Raw genomic sequence first — 21,429 nt, 5'->3', positions numbered from 1 at the left:
GGGCGGGGTCCGGGGATGCCGTGGTGGATCGGGCGGTGTCCGCCCATCCGATCTCCGCTCATCCGATGTCCGCCCATCCGGTCCGGTCGGCGTCCGGATCCTTCGCCGCAGCCTCGGCCGCGCCTGCTCTTGAGGCCGGGCCGACGGGCGACGCGGCCTCTCCCGACCCACCGGGTTCCGCTGCCCCCGCCCCCGTCCCCACGCTTCCGGTCGCCCCTGACACCGCGCCGGCTGCCTCCTCCCCGTCCGGCGGCAGCACCCCCGTCGCGAGCCTCCTCGAAGTACTCCGTCGGCTGGACAGCGGACCGCGTGGGCTGAGCGAGGGGCAGGCGGCCGAGCGGTTGGCGCGGGTCGGTGGGAATGCGGTTCCGGATGCCCGGGCCCCCTCCTGGCCCCGCCTGTTCGCACGGAGTCTGCGGGACCCCTTCACCGCGGTGCTGCTCTGTCTGGGACTGGTGTCGGCCGCCGTCTTCGCCTGGGGCACCGCCTCGGTGATCCTCCTGCTGGTCGTCGTGAGCTGCGTCCTGCGGGCGTCCGGCGAACACCGGGCCGACCGCTCCACGGCCGGACTGCGCCGCCTGGTGGCGACCACCGTCACGGTCCAGCGCCGGGCCGACGAGGACACGGCCCCGGTCACCCGCGAGATCCCGGTCGAGGAACTCGTCCCAGGCGACGTCGTACGGCTCGGCCCCGGCGACATGGTCCCCGCGGACGTACGGCTGCTGCGGTCGACCGGACTCACCGTCCACCAGGCCGCGCTCACCGGCGAGTCCGCACCGGTGGAGAAGTCCGCGGGGGACGACCCCGGGGACGGCGGTGTCCTCCAGGACCCCCGGTACTGCTTCCAGGGCAGCAGTGTCGCCTCCGGCAGCGCCACCGCCGTGGTCACCGCGACCGGCGGCGACACCCGTTTCGCCGCCGCCCACCGCCGTACCGGAAAACCTCCGGCGACCAGCTTCCAACGCTCCGTCCAGAGCGTCTCCTGGATCCTGATCCGGTTCGCGCTGCTGACCCCGCCCCTGGTCCTCATGGCCAACGCCGCCCTGCGCGGCCGCGGACTGGAGACCCTCCCCTTCGCCGTCGCGGTGGCGGTCGGGCTGACCCCGGAGATGCTGCCGGTCGTCGTCACCACCTGCCTGGCCCGCGGCGCCACCCTCCTGGCCCGTACCCACGGCGTCATCGTGCGACGGCTCCCCGCCCTGCACGACATCGGCGCCATGGACGTCCTGTGCGTGGACAAGACCGGCACCCTCACCCAGGACCGCCCGGTCGTCCACCGTGCACTGGACGCGGACGGCCACGACGACCCCGAGGTACTGCGCCGGTCGGCGGCCGCCGCCTGGTGGTCGCTCCAGCTCGCCGACCTCCCGTCCCCCGACGCCCTGGACGAGGCCCTGCTCGCCGCCGCCGACGAGGACACCCTCACCTCGTACGACGGCGTCACGGCCCTGCCCTTCGACCCGGTCCGCCGCCTGGCCACCGTGGTCGTCCGCACCCCCGGCCGGTTCGGCACGCACACCTTGATCACCAAGGGCGCCGTGGAGGCCGTACTGGAGCGGTGTGCGCTGTCCGACGACGAGCGCGCCCGGCTGCGCGACCTGGCCGACGCGCAGGCCGCGGACGGGCTGCGCGTCCTCGCCGTGGCCACCACCGAACGCCCCGCCGGGGACCGCCTCCGCGAACGCGGCCTCACCTTCCGCGGCCTGCTCACCTTCCGGGACGACCTCGCCCCCACCGCCGCCGAGGCCCTCGCCGGACTGACCGGGCGGGGCGTCACCGTCAAGGTCCTCACCGGCGACCATCCGGGCACCGCGGTCCGGGCCTGCCGTGATCTGGGGATCCCGGTGGCCGGTGTCCTGACCGCCGACCGCCTCGACACCCTCACCGACCCCGAACTCACCGAACTGGCCCGCCGTACGACCGTCTTCGCCCGCTGCACCCCCGAGCACAAGGCCCGCGTCACCCGGGCCCTCCAGGCCGGCGGCCACACGGTCGGCTTCCTCGGCGACGGCGTCAACGACCTGCCCGCCCTGCGCACCGCCGACGTGGGCATCGCCCCAAGCGACGCGGCCGGGGTGACCAGGGAGAGCGCCGACCTCGTCCTTGCCGGGAAGGACCTCGCCACGATCGGCCACGCGGTCGCCGCCGGCCGTCACGCGGGCGGCAACATCGCCACGTATCTGCGCATCACGCTCTCCTCGAACCTCGGCAACGTGATCGCGATGCTCTCCGCGGGCCTCCTGCTGCCGTTCCTGCCGATGCTCCCGGCCCAGGTCCTCGTCCAGAACCTGTGCTTCGACGCGGCCCAACTGGCCTTCGCCCACGACCGTCCCACCCCGGCCGCCCTGCGCCGGCCGAGCGTCCTGGACCCTCGCGAGCTGCTTCGGTTCATCGTCGGATTCGGCGCCCTGAACGCCGTCGCGGACCTGGCGACCTTCGGTGTCCTCGCCTTCGCCCTGCGGGGCCCGGGTGACGACGAGTCGCTGTTCCACTCGGGCTGGTTCACGGAGAACCTGCTGACACAGGCCGTGGTGATGGTGCTGCTGTCCCTGGGCTCACCGGGCCCGGGCGGCCGGCGGCCGGGACCGGTGACCTGGTCCGCCGCCGCACTGGCCGCGATCGGTCTGCTCCTGCCCGCGTCCCCGCCGGGCGCGGCCCTGGGGCTGAGCGCGCTGCCCGGTGTGTACTACGGACTGCTCGCGGCCGTCCTGGCCCTGTACGCCGTGGGCCTGCTGGCGGCGCGGACGCAGTACGAGCGCCACCGCACGGTTGCGCTCCCGGTGACTGACGCCGCTCAGGGGCAGGCGATGTCGAAGCCGTAGCGCAGGGGTTCGTCCGTCACGCCGTGATCGAGCCGGTAGACGTAGACGCCGTCCACCCGCACCCCGGACGGCGCGCCCTCCGCCCGGCAGGGGTACGACACCTGCACGACCCGGGGCCGGTCGGCGACCTTGACCCGCATCCCGTCGGCCGGTCCGCCGTCGAGGACGGCGACTTCCCACCCGGTCACGTCGGCCGTCTGCACTGTCTCCGCTGCGTCCACGCCGACAGTTTAGAGCTTGCGCAATCGTCCCGGGAGGCCGATGCCGTGACGGGTGTGGCTCTCATTGGGGGATGCGGGTTTTGGAACGGGGGGATGCGTGGCTCTCCTGTGCCTCTTCCTCTTCCTGGGCTTGTGCCTGTGCCTGTGCCTCGCCGGTCCGGGCCGGAGCCGTGGCCGTCGGGTCCTTGCGGCGGGTCATCCCGACCCCTACGAGGACCACGGCCATGCCCAGCACGACCCGGGCGCTCAGGCCCTCGCCCAGGACGACCGCGCCGAGGAGCACGGAGACCACCGGCAGCAGGTAGCCGACCACGGCGGCGTTGGTCGCGCCCTCGTCGTTGATGATCCGGTAGGTGAGGTGGAAGGTGATCGCGGTGCAGAAGACGCTGAGGACCAGGGCCGCGACCACGACCACCGGGCCCGGGTCGATCGACTCCAGGCCGCCGACCGGCAGCGCGACGGCGGTCAGCCCGCTCGCGGCGACCAGTTGGGCGGCGGAGAGCGAGATGGTCGGGGTGCCCCTGCGCACCAGGGTGCGGCCCATGTAGGTGAAGGCGACGGCGTAGCTGGCGGCCGCGCCGAGAATGGCGAGGGCTCCCCAGCCGGTGGCCCCGGCCGACTGCCACGGGGCGAGGATGAGGATCGTGCCGGCGAAGCCGAGCAGCAGGCCCGTCAGGCGGACCGGGCGCAGTCCGTGTTCCGAGCCGAGGGCCAGGCCGAGGGCGATCGACCACAGCGGGGTCGTGGCGTTCAGGACTCCCGCGAGGCCGGAGTCGACGGTCTGCTGGCCCAGGCTGAACAGGGCGAAGGGGAGCGCGTTGCAGAAGAAGGCCGCGACGACGATGTGCCGCCAGACGGTACGGCCACGCGGCAGGCGCCGACCCGACGCGTAGCAGGCGACGGTGAGGACGAGCGCGCCGAGGAGGCAGCGGACGAACGTGACCTGGAGCGGGGAGAGGCCGCGCAGCGCCAGTTCGATCCAGAGGAAGGTCGAGCCCCACAGCAGGGCGAGCACGGCCAGCCGTACCCCGCCCCGCAGACTCCGTGTCCCACTGTTCACGATGCTTACTCCGTCCGGCCGCCGTACGACCCGGTAGTCGGTCCGGTCCTTCCGTCCCGTTCTTCGACGATGCCTCAGTCGAACTGTGAGGACAAGCAAATGGTTCTACCTAGTCTGTTAAGCTGTGCTACATGCTTGACGTGAGGCGCCTCCAGGTCCTGCGTGCGGTGGTCACCAGCGGTACGGTCACCGCGGCCGCGGCCCACCTCGGCTACACACCGTCCGCCGTGAGCCAGCAGGTGGCGGCGCTGGAGAAGCAGGCCGGCACCGAACTGCTCGAACGGGTCGGGCGGGGGGTCCGGCCCACCCCGGCCGGTCTGCTGCTCACCGAGCACGCGGCCCTGATCAGCTCGGCGGTCGCCCAGGCGGAAAGCGCCCTCGCCGACCTCCGCGCCGGACGCATCGGCACGCTGTCCGTCCGGTACTTCGCCACGGCGGGTTCCACGCTGGTGGCCCCGGCCCTGGCCCGGCTCCGCGCGGAACACCCCGGCGTCCGGGTCGACCTCGAACTCGCCGACCCGCACGACCCGTTCCAGGAGGTGGCCCGCGGCCGGGCCGACCTGGCCGTGGTGGTCCAGGCGCGGGGCCGGGCGGGGGACGGGTCCCGTCTCGTCCACCTCCTCGACGACCCGTACGCGGCCGTCCTGCCGCTGGGGCATCCGCTCGCGGACCGGGAGGTCATCGACCTGCACGAGCTGGCCGGGGAGCAGTGGGTCGGCAGCGAACCGCCGGGCCCCTGTCTGGAACCGGTGATCGACTCCTGCGCGGCGGCCGGGTTCAGCCCCGACTTCGTCATCCGCAGCGAGGACTACGCCACCGCGCAGGGCTTCGTCGCGGCCGGCCTCGGCGTCGGCCTGATGCCGAGGCTGGGGCTGCGCGGCCGCCACCCCGGCGTCGTCGTCCGCCCGGTACGCAACCCCGAACCGATCCGCGTGATCTCAGCGGTGGCCCGAGAAACCGCCCTCGACCAGCCCGCCCTGCGCCTCCTCCTGTCAGCACTCCGAGACGCAGCAGCCACCGACCCGCCCACGGGTCCTGCGGCGCACTGACCCCGGTCGGCGAGTGCTGCTGGTCGCCCGAGTCGCTTGTTCCGGGCGGGGTTTGCTCGTAGTTGGGTGCCGGGCTGCACGTGGGCCCGATCTCTGTGTGCAGGGTGGGGCTTGTCCGCGGGCCCGCGTGCACCACGCACCAGCGCCCCTCCCGGCACGGGTCAACCACGCCTTGGTCCTGAGTCTCGTTCCTCGGCGATGCGGCGGCCGTGTTCGGCGGCTCGTAGCAAGGCGTGGGCGACGCGCTCGGCGTCATCCGGCCGTAGGCAGATCTCATCGGTCCACAGCACTGACAGTCGTACGGTGCCGTTCAGCAGGTGGGTTGCCACATCCACCTCGACGCCATTCCCGGTGGCATCGGTGACGTGCAAGTCCTGGTCGCTGCTGTAGGCACTCATGCAGCCGAGCATGCCTGAGGTCCGGCCCAGAGTTGAGTGTGGAGCTTGAACTCGTTTGCACAGGACGGAAGTTCGCCACCCCGGCGGTGTGCCATCGGTAGGAAGGTCACCGAGGAGGTCTACCGGAAGCAGATTCAGCCCGACGGCAAGCGGGGCCCGGAGCGGTAGTCACGCAGACACGTACGCAGAAACAGGTGAGGCACCTAGGAACGTTCCTAGGTGCCTCACCTGGTGTTTCAACTGTCGGGGTGGCGGGATTTGAACCCACGACCTCTTCGTCCCGAATTAGGCCCTGACAGATCACCGACCTGTGTATGACGACAAAGATGCAGGTCAAGGCATTGGTATGCGTCGGTCTCCTGTGGCGCTACAGGGCTGCCATCGCAAGATCATCTCCAGGTTTTCTCCATTGCTCATGACTTGTCTGGCCCGCCGCCCCGTGGGCTGTCCATCCACAAAGTCAGTGGCCGAGCGGACGGCACCGCGACAACTCCGGACGCGGCACAAGGGAGCCAGCCAAGTTCACGAGGGTCAGCCAGTTCTGTAGCAGCAGGACGGGCAAACGACGTCACCCAGTTTCTGCCCCTGATTGATGCGATCCCGTCAGTCTGCGAGCCGGAGCCGGCTGCCCGGAGGAAACCGGGCTCTGACTGCTCGACGAGACCGGCCAGGGCTGCTGCGATGGAGAGTGAGGGCGACGCCAGCACGGTCGAGCTCGGATTGGACAGCGGTGCTGACCTGATCCTCACTGCCCTGGACCGACTGCGCTGGCTTTGTCCGCAAGGCAGCTATGTAGGCCAACAGACGCGTGGCTCCCGGACAGGAGCGCCGATGTATCGCGTCCCACAGTCTCGACGCCAGTCCCACATGCCCCGACCCATCCGAGTGGCTCAGGTGGCTAGAGAGGGTCATTCTGGAAGAAGAGCGAGACCCAGAGCATCGGATGTGAACGGACATGGATCAACAAATCGTTGACGCAGTGAGTCGTCCAACCGTTCATGTATGGGAAGAGGACCCCGGAATACATCCCTCCTCGCGCACCCCGATTGGAATAACCGCCAGGGATCCTGGCGAATCTCCACTCGCCTGTAAAATAAGTGAGCGAGAACCAAATAGTGACGACACTCGCCGTCATGCAATCCGATACTGGACTGCCAGCGATTCCCTAGCCCGAACAAAGGACTGGCTAGCGCAGACCTCGATTTCGCTCTCCTGGCATCCTGTAATGAAGGGAGTGCTTCCGGTTAGGATTTACGCAGGTGAAGGCTTGGGCGGATATTACCACCGTTCCTCCGAAAAACTTGGCCTAGAGTTCCATCGCACCCCGTCGGGAATCTTCTCCTGCGAGAGTCCCGATATCGTATGTCATGAAGTAGGACATGCAATACTTGACGGTCTTCGACCCGAGCTGATCGAGACTCAGACCCTAGAAGTAAAGGCTTTCCATGAATCTTTTGGCGACATCTGTTCCATGCTGTCCTCACTCACGCTCCCTAGCTTCTGCTCGGCTGTAATTCACGAGACTCACGGAGTGATCAACCAGTCATCTAGGCTCTCCAGAATGGCAGAACAACTGTCATCTGAGGTCCGGAGGCGTTGGCCAGGACTAGCCGAACCTTCGGCCATGCGAGACATGGCTAACGAATTCTACTACATCGACCCGCTAGAGCTTCCGATCCGGTCCCCCGCGCATTCACTTTGCAACGAAAAGCACTCTTTCTCGCGGATATTCTCAGCAGCTTTTCTAGATTTTCTAGCAGGCGTATTTTCTCGGTCGAGTAAATCGGTCGAAGACCTCCAGCAGGCTGCCAATGTGACGGCTCGAATCCTATGTCAAGCGGCTAGCCAAACGCCCGTATCTAATAGGTACTGGTCGGACATGGCCGCAAATATGCTGCTTGTTGATATGCGGGATTTTGGCGGAGAGTATGAGTCGCCGCTACGAGAGTCTTTCTCGGGTAGGGGAGTCCTACTTCCAGGCGACCTTGCAGGAGTCAGCAGAAACAATTTGAAAGGATTCACCGGCGCGTACATCCCGGATGGGCCCGGACGCGACACCAGTGACCCGGCACATTCACTTAGCATAGACGGGGAGAAGTATGGCGTAATCGGGTCTTTTGAAGTTGGAGTGCCACGCGAATCCCCGTCTATCGTCTCCCCTAGAGGCTCAGATCCGGTTGCAGATCTGAGAGAATCGAAGATCTTGGCAGCTTGTTTTGTCGATTCCTTGTTTATGCACCACCAAGTGGAAGTAGACAAGGGTTTGACTATCTCGAACTCTCCGATGCCAGCAATTGCGGTGGGATCTACGGTCTACGAGATCTTCAAACCTGACACTGGACCGGCTCGGCTGAGGCAGGTAGCGTTCGCCTAGTTATCTGAGACGGGATTCGATCATGGCGGAGCCAAGTGCTGTCGTTCCGGCGGGACAGCAAGCGGGGGACACCCTCCATACGCGACGGCTCGAGGACCGTTACATTCGGGGACTTTTGGCTCGTGGCGAAGCCGTGATGGAGGGTAGTCCGGTGCCTGACGACATAGCCTATGTCGCTTCCATGGGCGAGGATGGGCTACTTACTGTGCGGTGTAGATTCATATCCACCTCCTGAACGGACTGGCCGTGACTGTGTCGGAGGTGTGTCGCAGATTCGCTGCCCGGTTCCGCTGAGCGCTGATGCTCTTGAGCCTGGCACGTCCTCTCGTCCACGCTTCAATTACAGGTGACGTCGAGGAAGTTGAACGCCCGCAGGAGGGCGCGCGGCTCTGTGTACGGCAGTGCGGTTGGTGACTCAGGCGGCGAGGTGCCCAGCCGTCCGGTCTCGCTCCCCTTGTTGTAGCGAATCCCTGGCCATTCCCGCAGTGAGGCGGCCCCGGCCGTCCCGCGAGCGGATGAGCCGCCAGGGGCTGCAGTGTCAGTGGCGTGATCTACGGTGTCGCGCATGGCAGCTTCTGAGATCACTCGTGCAGGCATCTTGCAGGCGATTGCGGAGCACGACCGGATCGGCCGGGAGGCGTTCCGGGACTTCTACGGCTTCCGTGCTGCGGCTACCTATCTCCTGGAGCACGAGGGGAACTTGTACGACTCGAAGGCGATAGCTGGCGTTGCCCACAAGTACGACTTCGGCGTAGCGCTCAAGCCCTCTTCTCCGGGGCTCAGCGGGGGCCTCAAGCATGCCGTGGCATGGCTTCGGAGAGAGGGTTTCACCGTGGTGGAGCCCCCCAAGTCCTTTCACCGGCGCGTGGGGGACGTCCGGCCGGCCCGACGTGCCACGGGGCCCGCTCTACACCGTCCCGTCCTTCTGCTCTGGGCCATCGGCCAGGCTCTGGCCGGAGCACCCCGCATGCAGCCATGGGCGACCATCCGTGATGCTGTCGCACCTCTGCTGGTGAAGTACGGCCAGGTGGAAGACGGTGTGGACGGAGCCCGTTACCCGTTCTGGGCGCTTATTCGCGATGAGTTGTGGACCATCGAGCAGGGGCAGGAACTCAACCTGACCAGCCGTGGGCGGCGCCCCACCTTGGAGTCTCTGAACGAGGTCAACCCCCTTGGCGGCCTGCGCGAGGATGACTACAACCTGCTCCGCTCCCACCCGGATGCCGCGGCAGCCGCGGCTGCTGGGCTGATCCTGCGCTACTTCCATCCCCTTCCAGCAGGCTTGCTCGAAGACTTCGGCCTCCACGAGCTGCTTGCTGGCAGGTGGCCAGATGCCTTGCGCCCGCTACTTGGGGAAACCTTCAAGGATCGGGATGCTATTTGGCGGGTCTACGGCGGACAGAAGATGGCAGGGATCGGCTGCCTCGCCGACGGCATCCTGAGCGCCTTCTCCGACGACAAGGGCCCCTACGCCGATGGGCGCATCCCGGACACCAACTGGATCGCCTACGTGGGCGACGGCCTGTCTGGCGACCAAAAGCTCATCGACGGCAACGAACTCATGGCCGAACACCAGATGGCAGGCCAGCCGCTGCGCTACTGGCACAAGCCGTTCCAAGGACAGTTCAGCTTCGAAACCTGGGCCGTCATCGTGCAACGCCGACTGCGGTGGGGCGTTGGCAAAGATAAACGGCCCCGCCGCGAGTTCCTCTGGGTGCTGGCGCCCGTCCCCTCCCCAGAGCGGGAGACCTGGCCTGCCGAAGTGCTGGAAGCGCTGGACGCAGATACAGGCGAGCTCCACGACGACACTGACGACTACCGTCCCAGCGACCTCGCCCTTGAAGCCCCCACCACCGAGGAGAGCGACGAGGATGCGTATCGGCGTCTCGCGCAGAAAGCCGAGGCCAACGCCGAGCGGCGCCGCGGGCTGAAGAAGCCGACGCTGGCCGACAAGTACGTCCGCGACCCCAGCGCGCGAGCTGCCGTCATCAAGCGCTGCCGCGGCAGGTGCGAAAACCCCCAATGCGCAGGGCATCCCACCGAGCTGACCACAGCCGGACTGCCAATCTTGCAGGTCGACCACGTCAAGGACCTCGCCAAGAAGGGACCCGATGTCCCTTGGAACATGATCGCCCTGTGCCCCAACTGCCACGCCCTCAAGACCTACGGCGAGAACAGGGAGAATCTTCGGCGCCTGCTCACTGCTACTGCGCGCCGCCTCCATGAGGCGATGCTCGATTGACTCGTGCGTGTCGGCGTACTCGCGGCGAGGCGCCGGCACGTCAACGGCTTTCAAGAGCGTCGCCGTACGAGCATGGCCTCCTGATCTGACCTGCGGAAACACTGCGAGAGTTCGACGTTTCCGCACCTCTGGCCCACGCATGGCCCACAAGACATCTGATCCGTAGGCGCATCGATCACGGCCATCGAGCCTGGCCACCTGGGACCCACCGGTCCATCAAACGATGACGAGTCCACCGCCGTGTGTAGTTGTACGCCCCTGTTGATGTCAGCCGTTGATGTCACCCGGCAGGCGGTCAACTGACAGACCAGCACGCCTGAGTGCCCGGGCAGTCGGAATGCGGGCAACCGGACGCTCATCCAGCGCAGGTGCCGACGCCTGGCTACGGACTCGCTGGGGCACGCGGTCAACTTCATAGGCAAACACGCATTCGATTCCTTGATCGGCACCTCGCACCCGCCGAGCACGCAAATGAGAACTTGGCCACCCCATCACGTAAAGAAGACAGAGGTTCTGTTCACAACCTCCGTTAACTCCATGGGGTCACGTTCGCCCATCGCCTTCACCGGACCAAAGACGGCCGCTACGGTAGCCGCCTAGCCATCTCGTGTGGCTGGGCTTGCGGGAGGGTATGTAATGACAGAGAGTGACGCGCGCCCAGCCTTGATCGGTATAGGCCAACAGGCTGTAGTTGGGTAACGATCACTCTTCTGTCTTGTTGGCCCTTGGGGCGGGGGGGTACAGTCATAACTGGACTGAATCGTCGGGTGTGCACAGCTTGTAGTCGGATCTACTACGAGGCCGGACGCAAGCACATGGTCGAGGCCGCCCGAACGACAGACGGTAGTTACAAGTGTGACGAATTCTTTCTCAGCCTGGAGGGGTCGAGGAAAAAGAAGGACCGAGCACGGCTGGCGGATATCTTGATGGTATTAGAAGACTTCGCACACCGTGAATTAACATTCCCGAGGGAAATTAACAATCTTGAAGATGGAATTCGAGAATTGAAACCGGGAGATGTTCGGCTTCCATTCTTCGACGTGCCGGGGACCAAAGTGGGCGCAGTGCGCCTCACTCATGGGTTCATCAAAGGAACCCGATGGGCCCCTAGAAAGGAAATTCTTAAAGCGCTTTGGGTGCGAGAGGAGGACGCAAAATCGTGAAGTCTCTCTATGATCGATTTGCAAGCAGCGACGACGGTGCTCAACTGTTGGCTGCAACCAGATTGCGGAGGGAAGCGCTGCGAATCCTTCACCGGGCGCTTGAAGCTAGCGGTCTGACTCAATCCCAACTGGCCGAGCGCCTTCACCTTCGCAAGTCAGCAGTCAGCCAGGTTTTCCGGGGCGATGGGAACCTGCGCGTAACCACCATGGCTAACTATCTGAGCGCCATGGGGTATGAGCTGGACATCCGATTGGTCAAGGCTGGGGAGCCTCGCAAGGCCGTCCTTGAACGACGGGAAATGGTTCCTGCGTTGAAGCAGGACTGGGTGGAGTCGAGTCTGAGTAATCCTTCCAGCGAGATTATCTACAGTGACGACGCCAGCCACAGGTACGTCTCCGTAACAAGCGAACCTCTGCAAGCTCGCTTCATGTCGAACCATCTGACGACCATGATGGTGGAGATGCGCATGGCTCCAACGGACTCAAGTGGAGGGGCGCCTTACGAATTTCGGGGCTACACGGCGGAAGTATCGCTGCCCGATATCTCGCCAGACCAGGAATTTCACCCGATCCGAAGTGAGGCCACTTCGTGACCGATCCGCAGGGTGATTTCGCACAGCTCAGCAATTTTGTGGCTCGCGTCGACCTGCGCGGGATAGTCGCTCAAGAATGCCATGCAGTCAGGCATTCGGGGGCCGCCCCCGAGCGAGCCGACGTTTCATTGGATACGGCACTCTCATCTCGTCCTGGCGCCGTCGACTACCGCTTCACGCTGGCCTGCCAAGCCTTTGACGCCTCCGAGGAACTCGTGGCTGACCTCTCGGTAGTGTTGCTCACCAGTTTCCTCTTCGAGGGCGATGAAGTAAGCGAATCGGTGTACGAGTCATTTGGCACCAACATCGCGGTCATGACTGCTTATCCATACCTCAGGCAGCACATTCATGATCTAGCAGGCCGCATCGGTCTGGCAAACTTCACCCTGGGGCTGCTCAAACAGCCAAATAAGGCCCAGGGTTTTTCGATAGTCGCAACGGGGTCTTCGCGGTGAATCGTGATCAGGAATGCCAGCGCTGTCAGACGACTTGCCATTCCGGGCCGCCGATCTACCGTCAGTAGCGGAAAACGAGCGGGTCCCGACCGAGTAGAGGTCGGGGCCCGCTCGCTCGCACATAACCGCCGCAGCCCTCTACTGTGGCTCCGACCGGGGCACTGCAGTCGGGGAGTTGGCAATTGTCGGTGGTTGCAGCGGGTTCTGTTGTCCCTGGCCGAACCAGTAACCGATGATAGCTCCCGCTATGCCCGTGACCGGAGTGACATAGAGGCTGAAGTCTTTCGCGGCAACTCCGGCGATCATGGCAACCCAAGGTGAGGCGATGATCGCAAAGACCACGGCCACCAGCGCCCAGCCGCGAACGTTCTCTGCCCGTCGGATGAGTCCGGATTGATCAAAGGCAAGGTCTGCCCGGTGCTTCCTGTCTGCGAGCTCCACTTCCCAGCGCCGCTCAAGCTCGCGAAGACGGACCTCGGCTTCGATCTCCTCAGGCGTGTCTGGGCGCTTACCGAGATGGAATGCGGGCCCTACGCTCCCAGCAACGAGTTGCTGGTTCTGCTCCGTCAGAGCAGTCACGCGTTGTGAAAGCCGCTCTATCTCATCGTCTTGTTTGATGTACAGGCGGAGGTGGCTGTTCTCCTTCTGAAGCAAGAGACGATGCTCCGTGATCCAGTCCTGGTCGGACTCAGGCATCCTCCCCATGAGCCACTCGTGCGTGACGCCACCAACCTCGAATCCTTCTGGACTGATTCCGGACACGTGCCGCCTCCTCCTCCGGAGTACACCTCCGGTACCGCACAAGTATGGTTCGACTGGCAACTGTTGATCGGCGCCACAACGTCCATATGCTGCGAACAAGCCACCTCCGCCACACTCGCTTTCGAGGTGCTGGGCAGAGCGTGATACAGGGCTGTTCAGGCCCGTTCATTCCCGTACTCCTGCCCGGAGCGTGAACCGCTTTGAACGGCTCCGGACCGGGGTGACTGAGACGGAGCCCCTTCACGCTGACCTGTGCTTTCATCCCGTTCGCGCGTCAGCCTCGCGAGGCCTCTAGAGCCGCGATCACGGCCGCAGGGTCACCGTCGTAAAGCATGTGCGGTTCGTCTTCCTGAGGAGGGATGAACCGAGCGCGGTATCTCAGAAGGTCGCTCTCAGAGAAGTAGATCGAGTTGGGATCGTTCGCGTGGAACTCGTTGCGCTTGCTGATCCTCGCCCACAGCTCGTCATGGCTGGCTGCGAGGTAGACGAGAGTAGGGGTGGCGCCGGCGTCGGTGGCGATGGCCCGCCAGTGGGCCCGATCCTCCGGAGTCCAAAAGCCGTGGTCGACGACGACGTCATGCCCCGACTTGAGGTGGTCCTTGAGTTCGACCGCCACATCCTCCAGTACCGGTCGCTCAAGGGTGGGGAAGATGCCTCGGGGAAAGTCCACTCCATACACACCGTGGCGGCGGTACATCTCTTCATCTGGGCACAGCCGTACGAACCCGCGATCGGTGAGAGCACGGGAAAGGGTCGTCTTGCCGGAGCCAGGGAGTCCGGCCATCAGGACGCAGAACGGTGGGGGTGGTGACATCGGTCTCGTCATGGTCTGGGAGATCGCGGACATCTCCGCTTCGGCTTCGGGCGGGATTGTGCCAGCCGCGCGGGCTGCAAGCAGTGACCCTAGGCGTTCTTCGAGCACGTTCGCGAGCGTGTCATCCATCACCATCATGGGGCGACCTCCGACTCTGTGCGCCATGTGCGGCCCGGACCCCCGAGGTCTACGCCGTATTCCACGATGTTCCCCTCGCTGTCCACGAACTTTGCCGTCATCACCACCACCGGATCCGTCGGAGGGTGTTCGGGGTCCAGCTCCAAGAGCTGTGCGTACTCCGGCGTGAGCAGGTGCGCAGATGCCGTGTCGATGCGGTGACTGATCGGGTGGCCGGTCACCTTGGCAATGAGCTGGAGAGAGGTTCCCCCAGTCAGTCGCTCGCTCTCTGACAGTTGCGGGATCAGCTTTCCGTACCGAGCTGGGATCCATGACGTGCTGTGGGCGACGATGCCGTGCCGGTCTCGATAGACCCGGCTTCGGCGGATCACGTCGGAGCCGGGCTGAATGTCCAGTGCTTGGGCTACTTCAGCGGGCGCTGAGACTACGGCAGCTTGATGCGAGTCGGACCTTTCGCCGGCCCCCCAACTGGATCCGGTACGGCGTCCCCTGTCCTGTCGCTGGGACCCCGAAGACATCGGAGCCGGCTGGTCCAGCACTTCGGTACCGATCCCATGGATCCCGCGCACAAGCCCCTCGTTGCGCAGCTTGCGCAGAGCCTTTTCGGCTGTCGCGGTGCTCACTTTCCACTCTTCCGAGAGGTTCTTGATGCTCGGCAAGAGCGTCCCTGGCTCTAGCTGACCAGACGTAATCAGCTCCGTGTAGTGGGCGGCAATCTTCGCGTACGGCGCCCGATTGTCGGCCTGGCCTGCCATGTTGCCTGCTCCCTGTCGTCACTTCCCTGAGGTTCCCTAGCTTACCGCTTGACACCACAGGGAACCCTAGGGAACCTTAGGGATGTGCCCGGAGGAAATCCCGCAGGGGTGAGTACGAAGTGAGCGCGCATTGGTTGAGAACTCAACAGAGTGCGGACCCAGCTACCTGCACACGGGTGGTCGATGGGTCCTGAGAGGGGAGCCCGTCCCACCTCCGCAAGAGGGCGGGCGCGCATGGGTTCTGTCCCGTGCGCGGTACAGCGCAAGCCGACCTTTCCGCAGGCCAACGCCTGCGGCCGGTTGCCTCCGCCGCTCGTCTCGTACGAGCGGCGTTGAGGGGAGCCGGATCACCCGACTTCAACGGCGTGCGGCCCCGGAGGTGCAACTCCGGGGCCGCTGTTCGGGCCGTTTCACCTGCAAGGGAGACCACGACCCAATGAAGCACATCGTTACTGTTCAGGACGCTGTTACCGCGTTCGCCGACTTCATCGAACCGACCGCCGCGGAACTGGACGCCATCGACGCGGAAATGCCGCTGATCCTGGCGGACGTCGACCTCCTCGACGCGCAGATCATCACGCTGGACCGACTCCCCAACGAACTGGACGCCCGCCGTATCCGCCGCGCCCGCAACCGAGTGCTGAGCGAGCGGCGGGCCCTGGCCAACCGCACCGCCGGCGCCGCGCTGCCCGGGGGCGCCGCGTGAGCGCCCTGCCGCAGGACTTGACGGCCGCGCACGCTGAGGTGAAGGCGGAGATTGCGCGGACCGACACGAAGGTGGCTCTGTTGCTGGCGTTCGTCGGCGCGGTACTGGCCGGGGCCTGGACGATCGTCCGCGACCTGCCCCTGAACCCGGTCGCCTGCGCGGTGGGCGGATGCGGCATGACGCTGCTGGTCGCGGCGGCTGGTCTGCTGCTGCGGTCGGTGCGGCCGAACCTGTCGGGCCGGCATGGCTTTCCGCTATGGGCCACGCTCACCCCTGAGCAGATCAGCCAGTCCGTCACCCGGGACCTGGCCGCCGACATCGCGGGCCTGTCCCGTCTGGCGGTGGTCAAGTTCACCGGCCTGCGCCGCGCGGTCGACCTGACCCTTGCCGGTGGCGGCCTGCTCGCCCTCGCCCTCCTGATCGTGATCGGGGGTGCGGCATGACGTCGACTCCTTCCCCGCGTCGCGGGTGGCTCCTGCTCGCCATGGCAGGCGCTTTGGTGGCGATGGCCGGTACGACGGCCGTATTCGTCACCCAGGAGCACGCCTGGCGCTACCTGATCGCGGCCTGCTGCCTCGCGCAGTTCCTCGGCTGGACGCTGCACGGGTGGCGCCTGAGGGGTGGTGCCCGATGAACCGCACGGGCCGTATCGCTCTCGTCCTCGCCCTGGTTGGTGTGGTCGGCATGGCGTTCCGTGTCTCCTGGAACGCGCTGCGGGACATCGCCAACGCGGTGGGCGCGGACCAGACCGCCGCCACGCTTTACCCGTTCGTGGTCGACGGACTGATGGCACTCGCCCTGGTCGCCACGCTCGTTCTGGCCGGCCGTGACCGGACGTTCGCGCTGCGAGTGCTGGGCACCTACACCGCCGCCTCGCTGGTCCTCAACTACGTTCACGGCCTGGTCCCCGCCCTGCACGGGGCAACGGTCGACTGGGGACGGCTCGCCGACTGGGACCCCGCCAACTGGGCGCTGGTCCTGCTCGCCACCTCGCTTCCGGTCGGCTCGATCTACTTCGGTTCCGATCTGGTCGCCAAGGTGCTGCATCACCGCCCCGCCCCGATCCCGACCGCAGACACGAATGCGGAGGAATCAACCGAGACCGAGGTGAATCGGTCTACGGCTGACCTGCCCGAATCGACCCCCGCGCCGATCACCGCGACGGTCGTGCGGGTGCCCGATCTGGTGGCGGTGGACTATCTGAAGTCGGCTCTGCCGCTCAAGCCCGTTCCGTCGATCGCCCCGGCCCCGGCCCCGCAGATCCCGAGCCGGGCATCGGCTGCCGTATCGACTCGATCGCGTCGGGCGACCGGTCGGGTTCCCCAGGCGGCCCGATCGGCGCGGCCCAAGCGGACCCCCGCTCAGTTGCTCACTGAGGCACGCACCGCGACCACCGGTTGGCCGGACGCTCAGATCACCGCTGAGGGCATCCGCCGCGAGGTGCACACCTCGCCGGCCAACGCCCGGATGCTGCGGGACACCCTCCTTGCCGAGCGTGCCGCCGCTGCTGTCGGGACGACGTGATGTCCGGCGTGTACGGCAAGTGCTTCGACCCCACCGGGGCTCGCCACGGCATACCGACCTACCCGTGGAAGTTCGCCCCGCATGGGCTCGCCACCCGCCGCCAGTTACGGGCCCAGGGCTTGCGTCCGGGCGGTCAGCCGATCGCGGCGCAGGCCATGCGGATCAACCGGCGTACCGGCACACCGCGTGTGGCCTACCTCTACCGCGAAGACCTCGCGCTGCCGGTGCGGCCGATGACCTCGCGCAAGTGGGGCGCTCTCGCCCTGGCGATGCTCGCCCGCCAGACCTGCCCGGCCTGCGGAGTCATCTACAGCTACTGCATCTCCCGCCGCTACGGCATGTGCGGGCTCTGCATCGACGCCAACCACACTGCTCAGACAGGGAGTTGACATGGGTAAGCCCAACACGCGTCACCTGGACAAGGAGATCGCCCTGACGGAGCGCAAGTTGGCGGCGGTCCGCAACGAGGAGATGTGGCCGCTGACCGGCTCGGAGCGCCGCCAGGTCTTGGGGGCGCTGGCTTCCGGCTCTTACCGCACTCTGCGGTCCAAGAGCACTGGCCGCGCTGAGCGGACCCTGGAAAGGGTGTGGGAGTCGGTGCAGGTCCGGTTGAACGCCGAACTGACGGCGTTCCAGAAGGAGCGGGCCCGGATCGTCGCGGAGGCCGCCACCGCCAAGGCCACCAAGAAGTCGTCGGGGTGGTGGTGAGCGTGGCCGCGACGCAGACCCCGCCGGGGGAGTGCCCGCAGTGCTGGGAGCATGCCCACAACAAGCGCATCCACCGCAGGCTGAAGCCGGGCGAGGACTGCCCGCAGTGCGTGGACCACATGGTCAACGGCTGCCCGTACATCGTGCCCAAGTAGGAATCCCGCTGGTGGTGACCACCCCCACCGGCGCCCTCACCCCACTTCAACACAACTCCCGCCTTGATCAGGGCAGTCTGGAGTCTTCCCGTCATGTCTGAACCCGCCACGGATACCCCCGTGGGCACCGTTTACCGCCTCGACGACCACCGCGAGGGCCGCGGCGCCCTGGTAGTCGACCTCGCCAAGACCCCCACGGCCCCGACCGCCGCGCCGGAGGTCGACGAGTCGCCGGCCGGTGAAGCGGTCGACCGGCCCGACAATCCGCTGGCCGACTGGCTCGCCCTGCCCGACGCCGATGTTCTGCCGGCGTGGGCGCGTTCGCGGGCTTCGGTGGTCGCCAACGTGCAGGCGTTCGGCCGGCTCACCTGGTGGCACACCCGCTATCACGGCCTGCGCACCCCGAAGTACCTGGTCAAGACCGTGCTGCTGGCCGCGCGCGGCTTCTTCCGCGCGGCGGCCGGCCTGTGGCCGACGCTGTCGGCGCAGGACCACACCGCGGCCGTCAAGGCGCTGCGGGCGCAGGTCAAGGCCAAGCCCGAAGACGTCGATTTGGCGGTCCGGTTGCAGATGGCGCACTACACCCGTACCCAGTCCCGCCGCTGGCGCTTCGGCGCGGCCGCCGCGGCGGTCACCGCCGCCGCGATCGGCATCATCCTCGCCCCGCCACTCCTGCAAGTCGGCATAGCGGGCGCCGTGGTGACCCCGCTCGCCTATCTGGGACGCGGCAAGGAAACGCGGCTGTTGGACCAGGCTTCGCCGCCGCTGCGGGTGGACATGTCTGCCCAGCAGCTCAACGAGGCGCTGCGGGCCGCTGGCCTCCTCAAAAGCGGCAGCGGCAAGGACGACAGCGAGCTTCCGAAGGTGTCGTGCACGATGGGCCCGGTCCGCGATGGCCGCGGTTGGGCCGTGATCTTCGACATGCCGCGCGGCGGCGGCAAGACCGCCTCCGACGTCCTGGCCAAGCGCGAGGTGATCGCGCAGGAACTCGGAGTCGACGAGATCCAGGTCATCATGTCCCGCGTCCGCGCGGCCAAGGGCGGCAACGCCGGCCGCGTCTCGATGTGGGTCGCCGACGATGACCCCTACCTCGGTCCGCTCAACCCCTCCCCGCTGGAGAAGGCAGAGAAGTTCTCCATCTGGGACGCCGTGCCGTTCGGGCAGGATGCGCGCGGCAACCGCGTCGCGGTTCCGGTCATGTGGCAGTCGATGTTCTTCGGCGGCCTGCCCCGCCGGGGCAAGACGTTCTCCCAGCGCCTGCTCACCGCGGCCGGCCTGCTGGACGCCTACGTGCGCCACTACGTCGCCGACGGCAAGGGCGGCGCCGACTGGAAGGCCATGAAAGCCGTCGCCCACCGCCTCGTCATGGGCGCGGAGGACGATGCCATCGAGGCGCTGAAGGCGATGCTGCAAGAGCTCCTTGCCGAGATGGAGCGCCGCTTCGCGCTGCTGCGGGACCTGCCCACGTCGGTGTGCCCGGAGGGCAAGCTGACCCCGGAGATCATGGTCAAGTACAACCTGCCGGTCATCTTCGTCACCATCGACGAGCTGCAGGAGTACTTCACCGCGATGGAGCGCGAGGACCGCGAGCAGGTCATCAACGACCTGTGCCGCGTCGCCCGCCGCGGCCCGGCTGCCGGGTTCGTGTCCAACTTCGCCTCCCAGCGCCCGGATGCGGAGTCGGTGCCGCCGAAGCTGCGGGAGATCATCACCATCCGCTACTCGACACAGGTCGTCGACCGCACCAGCTCCGACATGGTCCTGGGCAAGGGCAAGGCCGCCCAGGGCGCGGATGCCTCCGTGCTGTCCGAGGACCACAAGGGGGTCGGTGTGCTGGTCACCGGCCCGGCGTCGTTCGTGACCGTGCGGGCCGACTACCTCGACGGCACCGGCTTCGCCGCCCTGTGCGCCCGTGGCCGCGCCCTGCGCGAGGCCGCCGGACAGCTCACCGGGGACGCGGCCGGAGACGTCACCGCCGCCGCCGACGCGGCCGGCCTGACCGTGCCCGCGATCGTCTCCGACGTCCTGGAGGTCATGCGGCACGCCCCGCGCATGTTCACCACCGACCTCCTCGCGGGCCTGGCCAACCTCGACGAGGACACCTACGGCGACCTCAACGCCGAACGCCTCGCCGCCGACCTCGAAGCGGCCGGCGTCAAGCGCACCAGCAAGCAAGTCAAGATCTCCGGCGCCAACGGGGCGGGCTACCAGCGCCGCGACATCGAGGCCGCCGTGCCCGCCGAGATCCTGCTCAGCACCGGCAGGTAAAGCCCCCCGCCTCTACCCCGGCCCTCTCAAGACCCCCTCCGCGCCGCCGCTCGCGGTCATCCGTGGGCGGCCCGGAGTAGAGGGGGCTCCTTACCCCGGTAGAGGGGCCGGTAGAGGGCCCTGACCTGCAAGGTAAGGCCGGTAAAGGGGGCCGCAGGGTCCCCTACCCCACCCCTCTCAGCGCCCGTTTCAGGGCATCGCCCACCCGCGCCACCGACCCCCGGAAGGGAAGCCGCATGCACTCCGAGACCACTGGGCCCGCCGTGGCGATGAGCGACGACCAGGCCGCCGTTGAGGCACGTCGGATCATCGCCGACGCCTACCGGCCCGCCCCTACCGTGCCGACCTCCTACCGCGACACCTGCCCCCTGCCCGCCCACGGCGACACACCCCCCGTCGCCCAGCCGGGCGTGCCGCCGATGTCCCAGCGGGCCGTGGACGCCTCCCGCCTCATGCTCACCGCCGGACTGGCCACCGTCCCGCCCGGCCTGATCGCCATCGGCGTCCTCATCGCCTCCCGGCAGGCAGACCCGACCGTCATCGGCATGATCTGCGCCGCCCCGGCCGCTGTCGCCGTGCCCGTCCTCGCCCTCGCCCGCCTCTTCAGTCGCGTCGCCGAAGCCGCACCGGATGAGCACCACCACCACTACAGCGGGCCGGTCCGCCAGGAACAACACCACACCCACACCACCACCCGAGGCGTGTGGGCCAAGACCAACAACCAGCACTGACCAGCCCAGAAAGGGAATCCACTGTGAGCACCGAAGAAGACACGACCCCCGAGATCATCCGTCTCACCGCCGACGTGGTGTGCGCCCGCGACGGCGCCGTCCTGCTCATCGAGCGGGGATGGCCGCCGCACAAGGGACGGCTCGCCCTGCCCGGCGGACACGTCGACCCCGGCGAGACCTCCCGCACCGCCGCCGCACGCGAACTGCTGGAAGAGACCGGCGTCCACGTCGACCCCGACGACCTGACCCTCATCGGCATTTACGACACCCCCGACCGTGACCCGCGCGGCCGGTACGTCACCGCCGCCTACCTGGTGAGCGTCCCCGCCGACACCACCGCGCAGGCCCAAGACGACGCCGCCGCCATCTGCTGGAAGCCCCTCCACGACACCGGCCACCTCGCCTTCGACCACAGCGAGATCGTGGCCGCCGCGCAGGGCCGGCACAACGCCCCCTTCTAGCTACGCCAAGGGCGGCCCCCGTCTCGGCAA

The 21,429-nt window shown here is 67.0% G+C and carries 22 protein-coding genes; 16 read left to right on the top strand and 6 right to left on the bottom strand.

Annotated elements, in window-relative coordinates:
• Positions 1-65 precede the first annotated feature (65 nt).
• Positions 66-2,822, top strand: a complete 2,757-nt coding sequence (gene mgtA / locus D1369_RS18500) for a magnesium-translocating P-type ATPase (protein WP_007383628.1) — start codon at positions 66-68, stop codon at positions 2,820-2,822.
• Here mgtA and D1369_RS18495 read toward each other — a convergent pair.
• Positions 2,795-3,010, bottom strand: a complete 216-nt coding sequence (locus D1369_RS18495) for a hypothetical protein (RefSeq protein WP_033416453.1) — start codon at positions 3,008-3,010, stop codon at positions 2,795-2,797. The genes mgtA and D1369_RS18495 overlap by 28 nt on opposite strands.
• Positions 3,011-3,104: 94 nt before the next feature.
• Positions 3,105-4,103: a DMT family transporter gene (locus D1369_RS18490; protein ID WP_106433515.1), complete on the bottom strand. Its 999-nt coding sequence runs from the start codon at positions 4,101-4,103 to the stop codon at positions 3,105-3,107.
• Between the two features lie 131 nt (positions 4,104-4,234).
• Between D1369_RS18490 and D1369_RS18485 the strand changes: the two genes are divergently transcribed.
• Complete coding sequence (locus tag D1369_RS18485) at positions 4,235-5,152, top strand: LysR family transcriptional regulator (protein ID WP_007383631.1); 918 nt, start codon at positions 4,235-4,237, stop codon at positions 5,150-5,152.
• A gap of 161 nt (positions 5,153-5,313) precedes the next feature.
• Here the strand turns inward: D1369_RS18485 and D1369_RS18480 are convergent, their stop codons facing one another.
• Positions 5,314-5,550, bottom strand: coding sequence for a hypothetical protein (locus D1369_RS18480; protein ID WP_106433621.1), 237 nt, complete (start codon positions 5,548-5,550; stop codon positions 5,314-5,316).
• Positions 5,551-8,489: 2,939 nt separating this feature from the next.
• On the opposite strand from D1369_RS18480, the gene D1369_RS18475 reads away from it, so the two are divergent.
• The 4 genes from D1369_RS18475 (at position 8,490) to D1369_RS42980 (ending at position 12,377) form a co-directional block, all read left to right on the top strand.
• The gene (locus tag D1369_RS18475) at positions 8,490-10,166 is read left to right on the top strand and encodes an HNH endonuclease signature motif containing protein (RefSeq protein WP_118082525.1); all 1,677 of its coding nucleotides are present in this window, start codon (positions 8,490-8,492) and stop codon (positions 10,164-10,166) included.
• 815 nt (positions 10,167-10,981) lie between these two features.
• The gene (locus D1369_RS42985) at positions 10,982-11,329 is read left to right on the top strand and encodes a type II toxin-antitoxin system RelE/ParE family toxin (protein WP_162951021.1); all 348 of its coding nucleotides are present in this window, start codon (positions 10,982-10,984) and stop codon (positions 11,327-11,329) included.
• Positions 11,326-11,922, top strand: coding sequence for a helix-turn-helix transcriptional regulator (locus tag D1369_RS18470; RefSeq protein WP_158680146.1), 597 nt, complete (start codon positions 11,326-11,328; stop codon positions 11,920-11,922). Before D1369_RS42985 ends, D1369_RS18470 begins: the two co-directional genes overlap by 4 nt.
• Positions 11,919-12,377, top strand: coding sequence for a hypothetical protein (locus D1369_RS42980; RefSeq protein WP_007383636.1), 459 nt, complete (start codon positions 11,919-11,921; stop codon positions 12,375-12,377). Before D1369_RS18470 ends, D1369_RS42980 begins: the two co-directional genes overlap by 4 nt.
• Positions 12,378-12,515: 138 nt before the next feature.
• On the opposite strand, the gene D1369_RS18465 is transcribed toward D1369_RS42980, so the two are convergent.
• The 3 genes from D1369_RS18465 to D1369_RS18455 all read right to left on the bottom strand — a co-directional run bounded on the left by D1369_RS18465 (position 12,516) and on the right by D1369_RS18455 (position 14,846).
• Positions 12,516-13,139, bottom strand: coding sequence for a hypothetical protein (locus D1369_RS18465; protein WP_007383637.1), 624 nt, complete (start codon positions 13,137-13,139; stop codon positions 12,516-12,518).
• 274 nt (positions 13,140-13,413) lie between these two features.
• Positions 13,414-14,091 carry an AAA family ATPase gene (locus D1369_RS18460; RefSeq protein ID WP_037900927.1) on the bottom strand — a complete coding sequence of 226 codons (678 nt, stop codon included), beginning with the start codon at positions 14,089-14,091 and terminating at the stop codon, positions 13,414-13,416.
• Entirely contained in the window at positions 14,088-14,846 is a 759-nt protein-coding gene (locus D1369_RS18455) for a GntR family transcriptional regulator (RefSeq protein WP_007383640.1), read from the bottom strand. Before D1369_RS18455 ends, D1369_RS18460 begins: the two co-directional genes overlap by 4 nt.
• Before the next feature lie 436 nt (positions 14,847-15,282).
• Between D1369_RS18455 and D1369_RS18450 the strand changes: the two genes are divergently transcribed.
• From D1369_RS18450 to D1369_RS18405, 10 genes are all read left to right on the top strand, one after another.
• On the top strand, positions 15,283-15,552 hold the full coding sequence (locus D1369_RS18450) for a DUF6284 family protein (RefSeq protein ID WP_007383641.1): 270 nt from the start codon (positions 15,283-15,285) through the stop codon (positions 15,550-15,552).
• Entirely contained in the window at positions 15,549-15,995 is a 447-nt protein-coding gene (locus tag D1369_RS18445; RefSeq protein ID WP_007383642.1) for a Pycsar system effector family protein, read from the top strand. Before D1369_RS18450 ends, D1369_RS18445 begins: the two co-directional genes overlap by 4 nt.
• Entirely contained in the window at positions 15,992-16,186 is a 195-nt protein-coding gene (locus D1369_RS18440; protein ID WP_007383643.1) for a hypothetical protein, read from the top strand. The genes D1369_RS18445 and D1369_RS18440 overlap by 4 nt, the downstream gene beginning before the upstream one ends.
• Positions 16,183-17,076 carry a DUF2637 domain-containing protein gene (locus D1369_RS18435; protein ID WP_007383644.1) on the top strand — a complete coding sequence of 298 codons (894 nt, stop codon included), beginning with the start codon at positions 16,183-16,185 and terminating at the stop codon, positions 17,074-17,076. The genes D1369_RS18440 and D1369_RS18435 overlap by 4 nt, the downstream gene beginning before the upstream one ends.
• Entirely contained in the window at positions 17,076-17,465 is a 390-nt protein-coding gene (locus D1369_RS18430) for an RRQRL motif-containing zinc-binding protein (RefSeq protein ID WP_007383645.1), read from the top strand. Before D1369_RS18435 ends, D1369_RS18430 begins: the two co-directional genes overlap by 1 nt.
• A gap of 1 nt (position 17,466) precedes the next feature.
• The gene (locus D1369_RS18425) at positions 17,467-17,784 is read left to right on the top strand and encodes a hypothetical protein (protein WP_007383646.1); all 318 of its coding nucleotides are present in this window, start codon (positions 17,467-17,469) and stop codon (positions 17,782-17,784) included.
• Positions 17,781-17,939, top strand: coding sequence for a hypothetical protein (locus D1369_RS18420; RefSeq protein WP_037903533.1), 159 nt, complete (start codon positions 17,781-17,783; stop codon positions 17,937-17,939). The genes D1369_RS18425 and D1369_RS18420 overlap by 4 nt, the downstream gene beginning before the upstream one ends.
• A gap of 93 nt (positions 17,940-18,032) precedes the next feature.
• Entirely contained in the window at positions 18,033-20,207 is a 2,175-nt protein-coding gene (locus D1369_RS18415; protein ID WP_007383648.1) for an FtsK/SpoIIIE domain-containing protein, read from the top strand.
• Between the two features lie 236 nt (positions 20,208-20,443).
• Positions 20,444-20,938 (top strand): hypothetical protein, encoded by a 495-nt coding sequence (locus D1369_RS18410; protein WP_007383649.1) that lies wholly within the window; start codon positions 20,444-20,446, stop codon positions 20,936-20,938.
• A gap of 23 nt (positions 20,939-20,961) precedes the next feature.
• Complete coding sequence (locus D1369_RS18405; protein ID WP_037900929.1) at positions 20,962-21,399, top strand: NUDIX hydrolase; 438 nt, start codon at positions 20,962-20,964, stop codon at positions 21,397-21,399.
• Positions 21,400-21,429 lie beyond the last annotated feature (30 nt).

It is taken from the genome of Streptomyces sp. CC0208 (genome assembly GCF_003443735.1).
Classification (GTDB): domain Bacteria; phylum Actinomycetota; class Actinomycetes; order Streptomycetales; family Streptomycetaceae; genus Streptomyces; species Streptomyces sviceus.
Note: the sequence above shows the minus strand (reverse complement) of the source record. Positions and strands in the feature narration are given on the sequence as shown.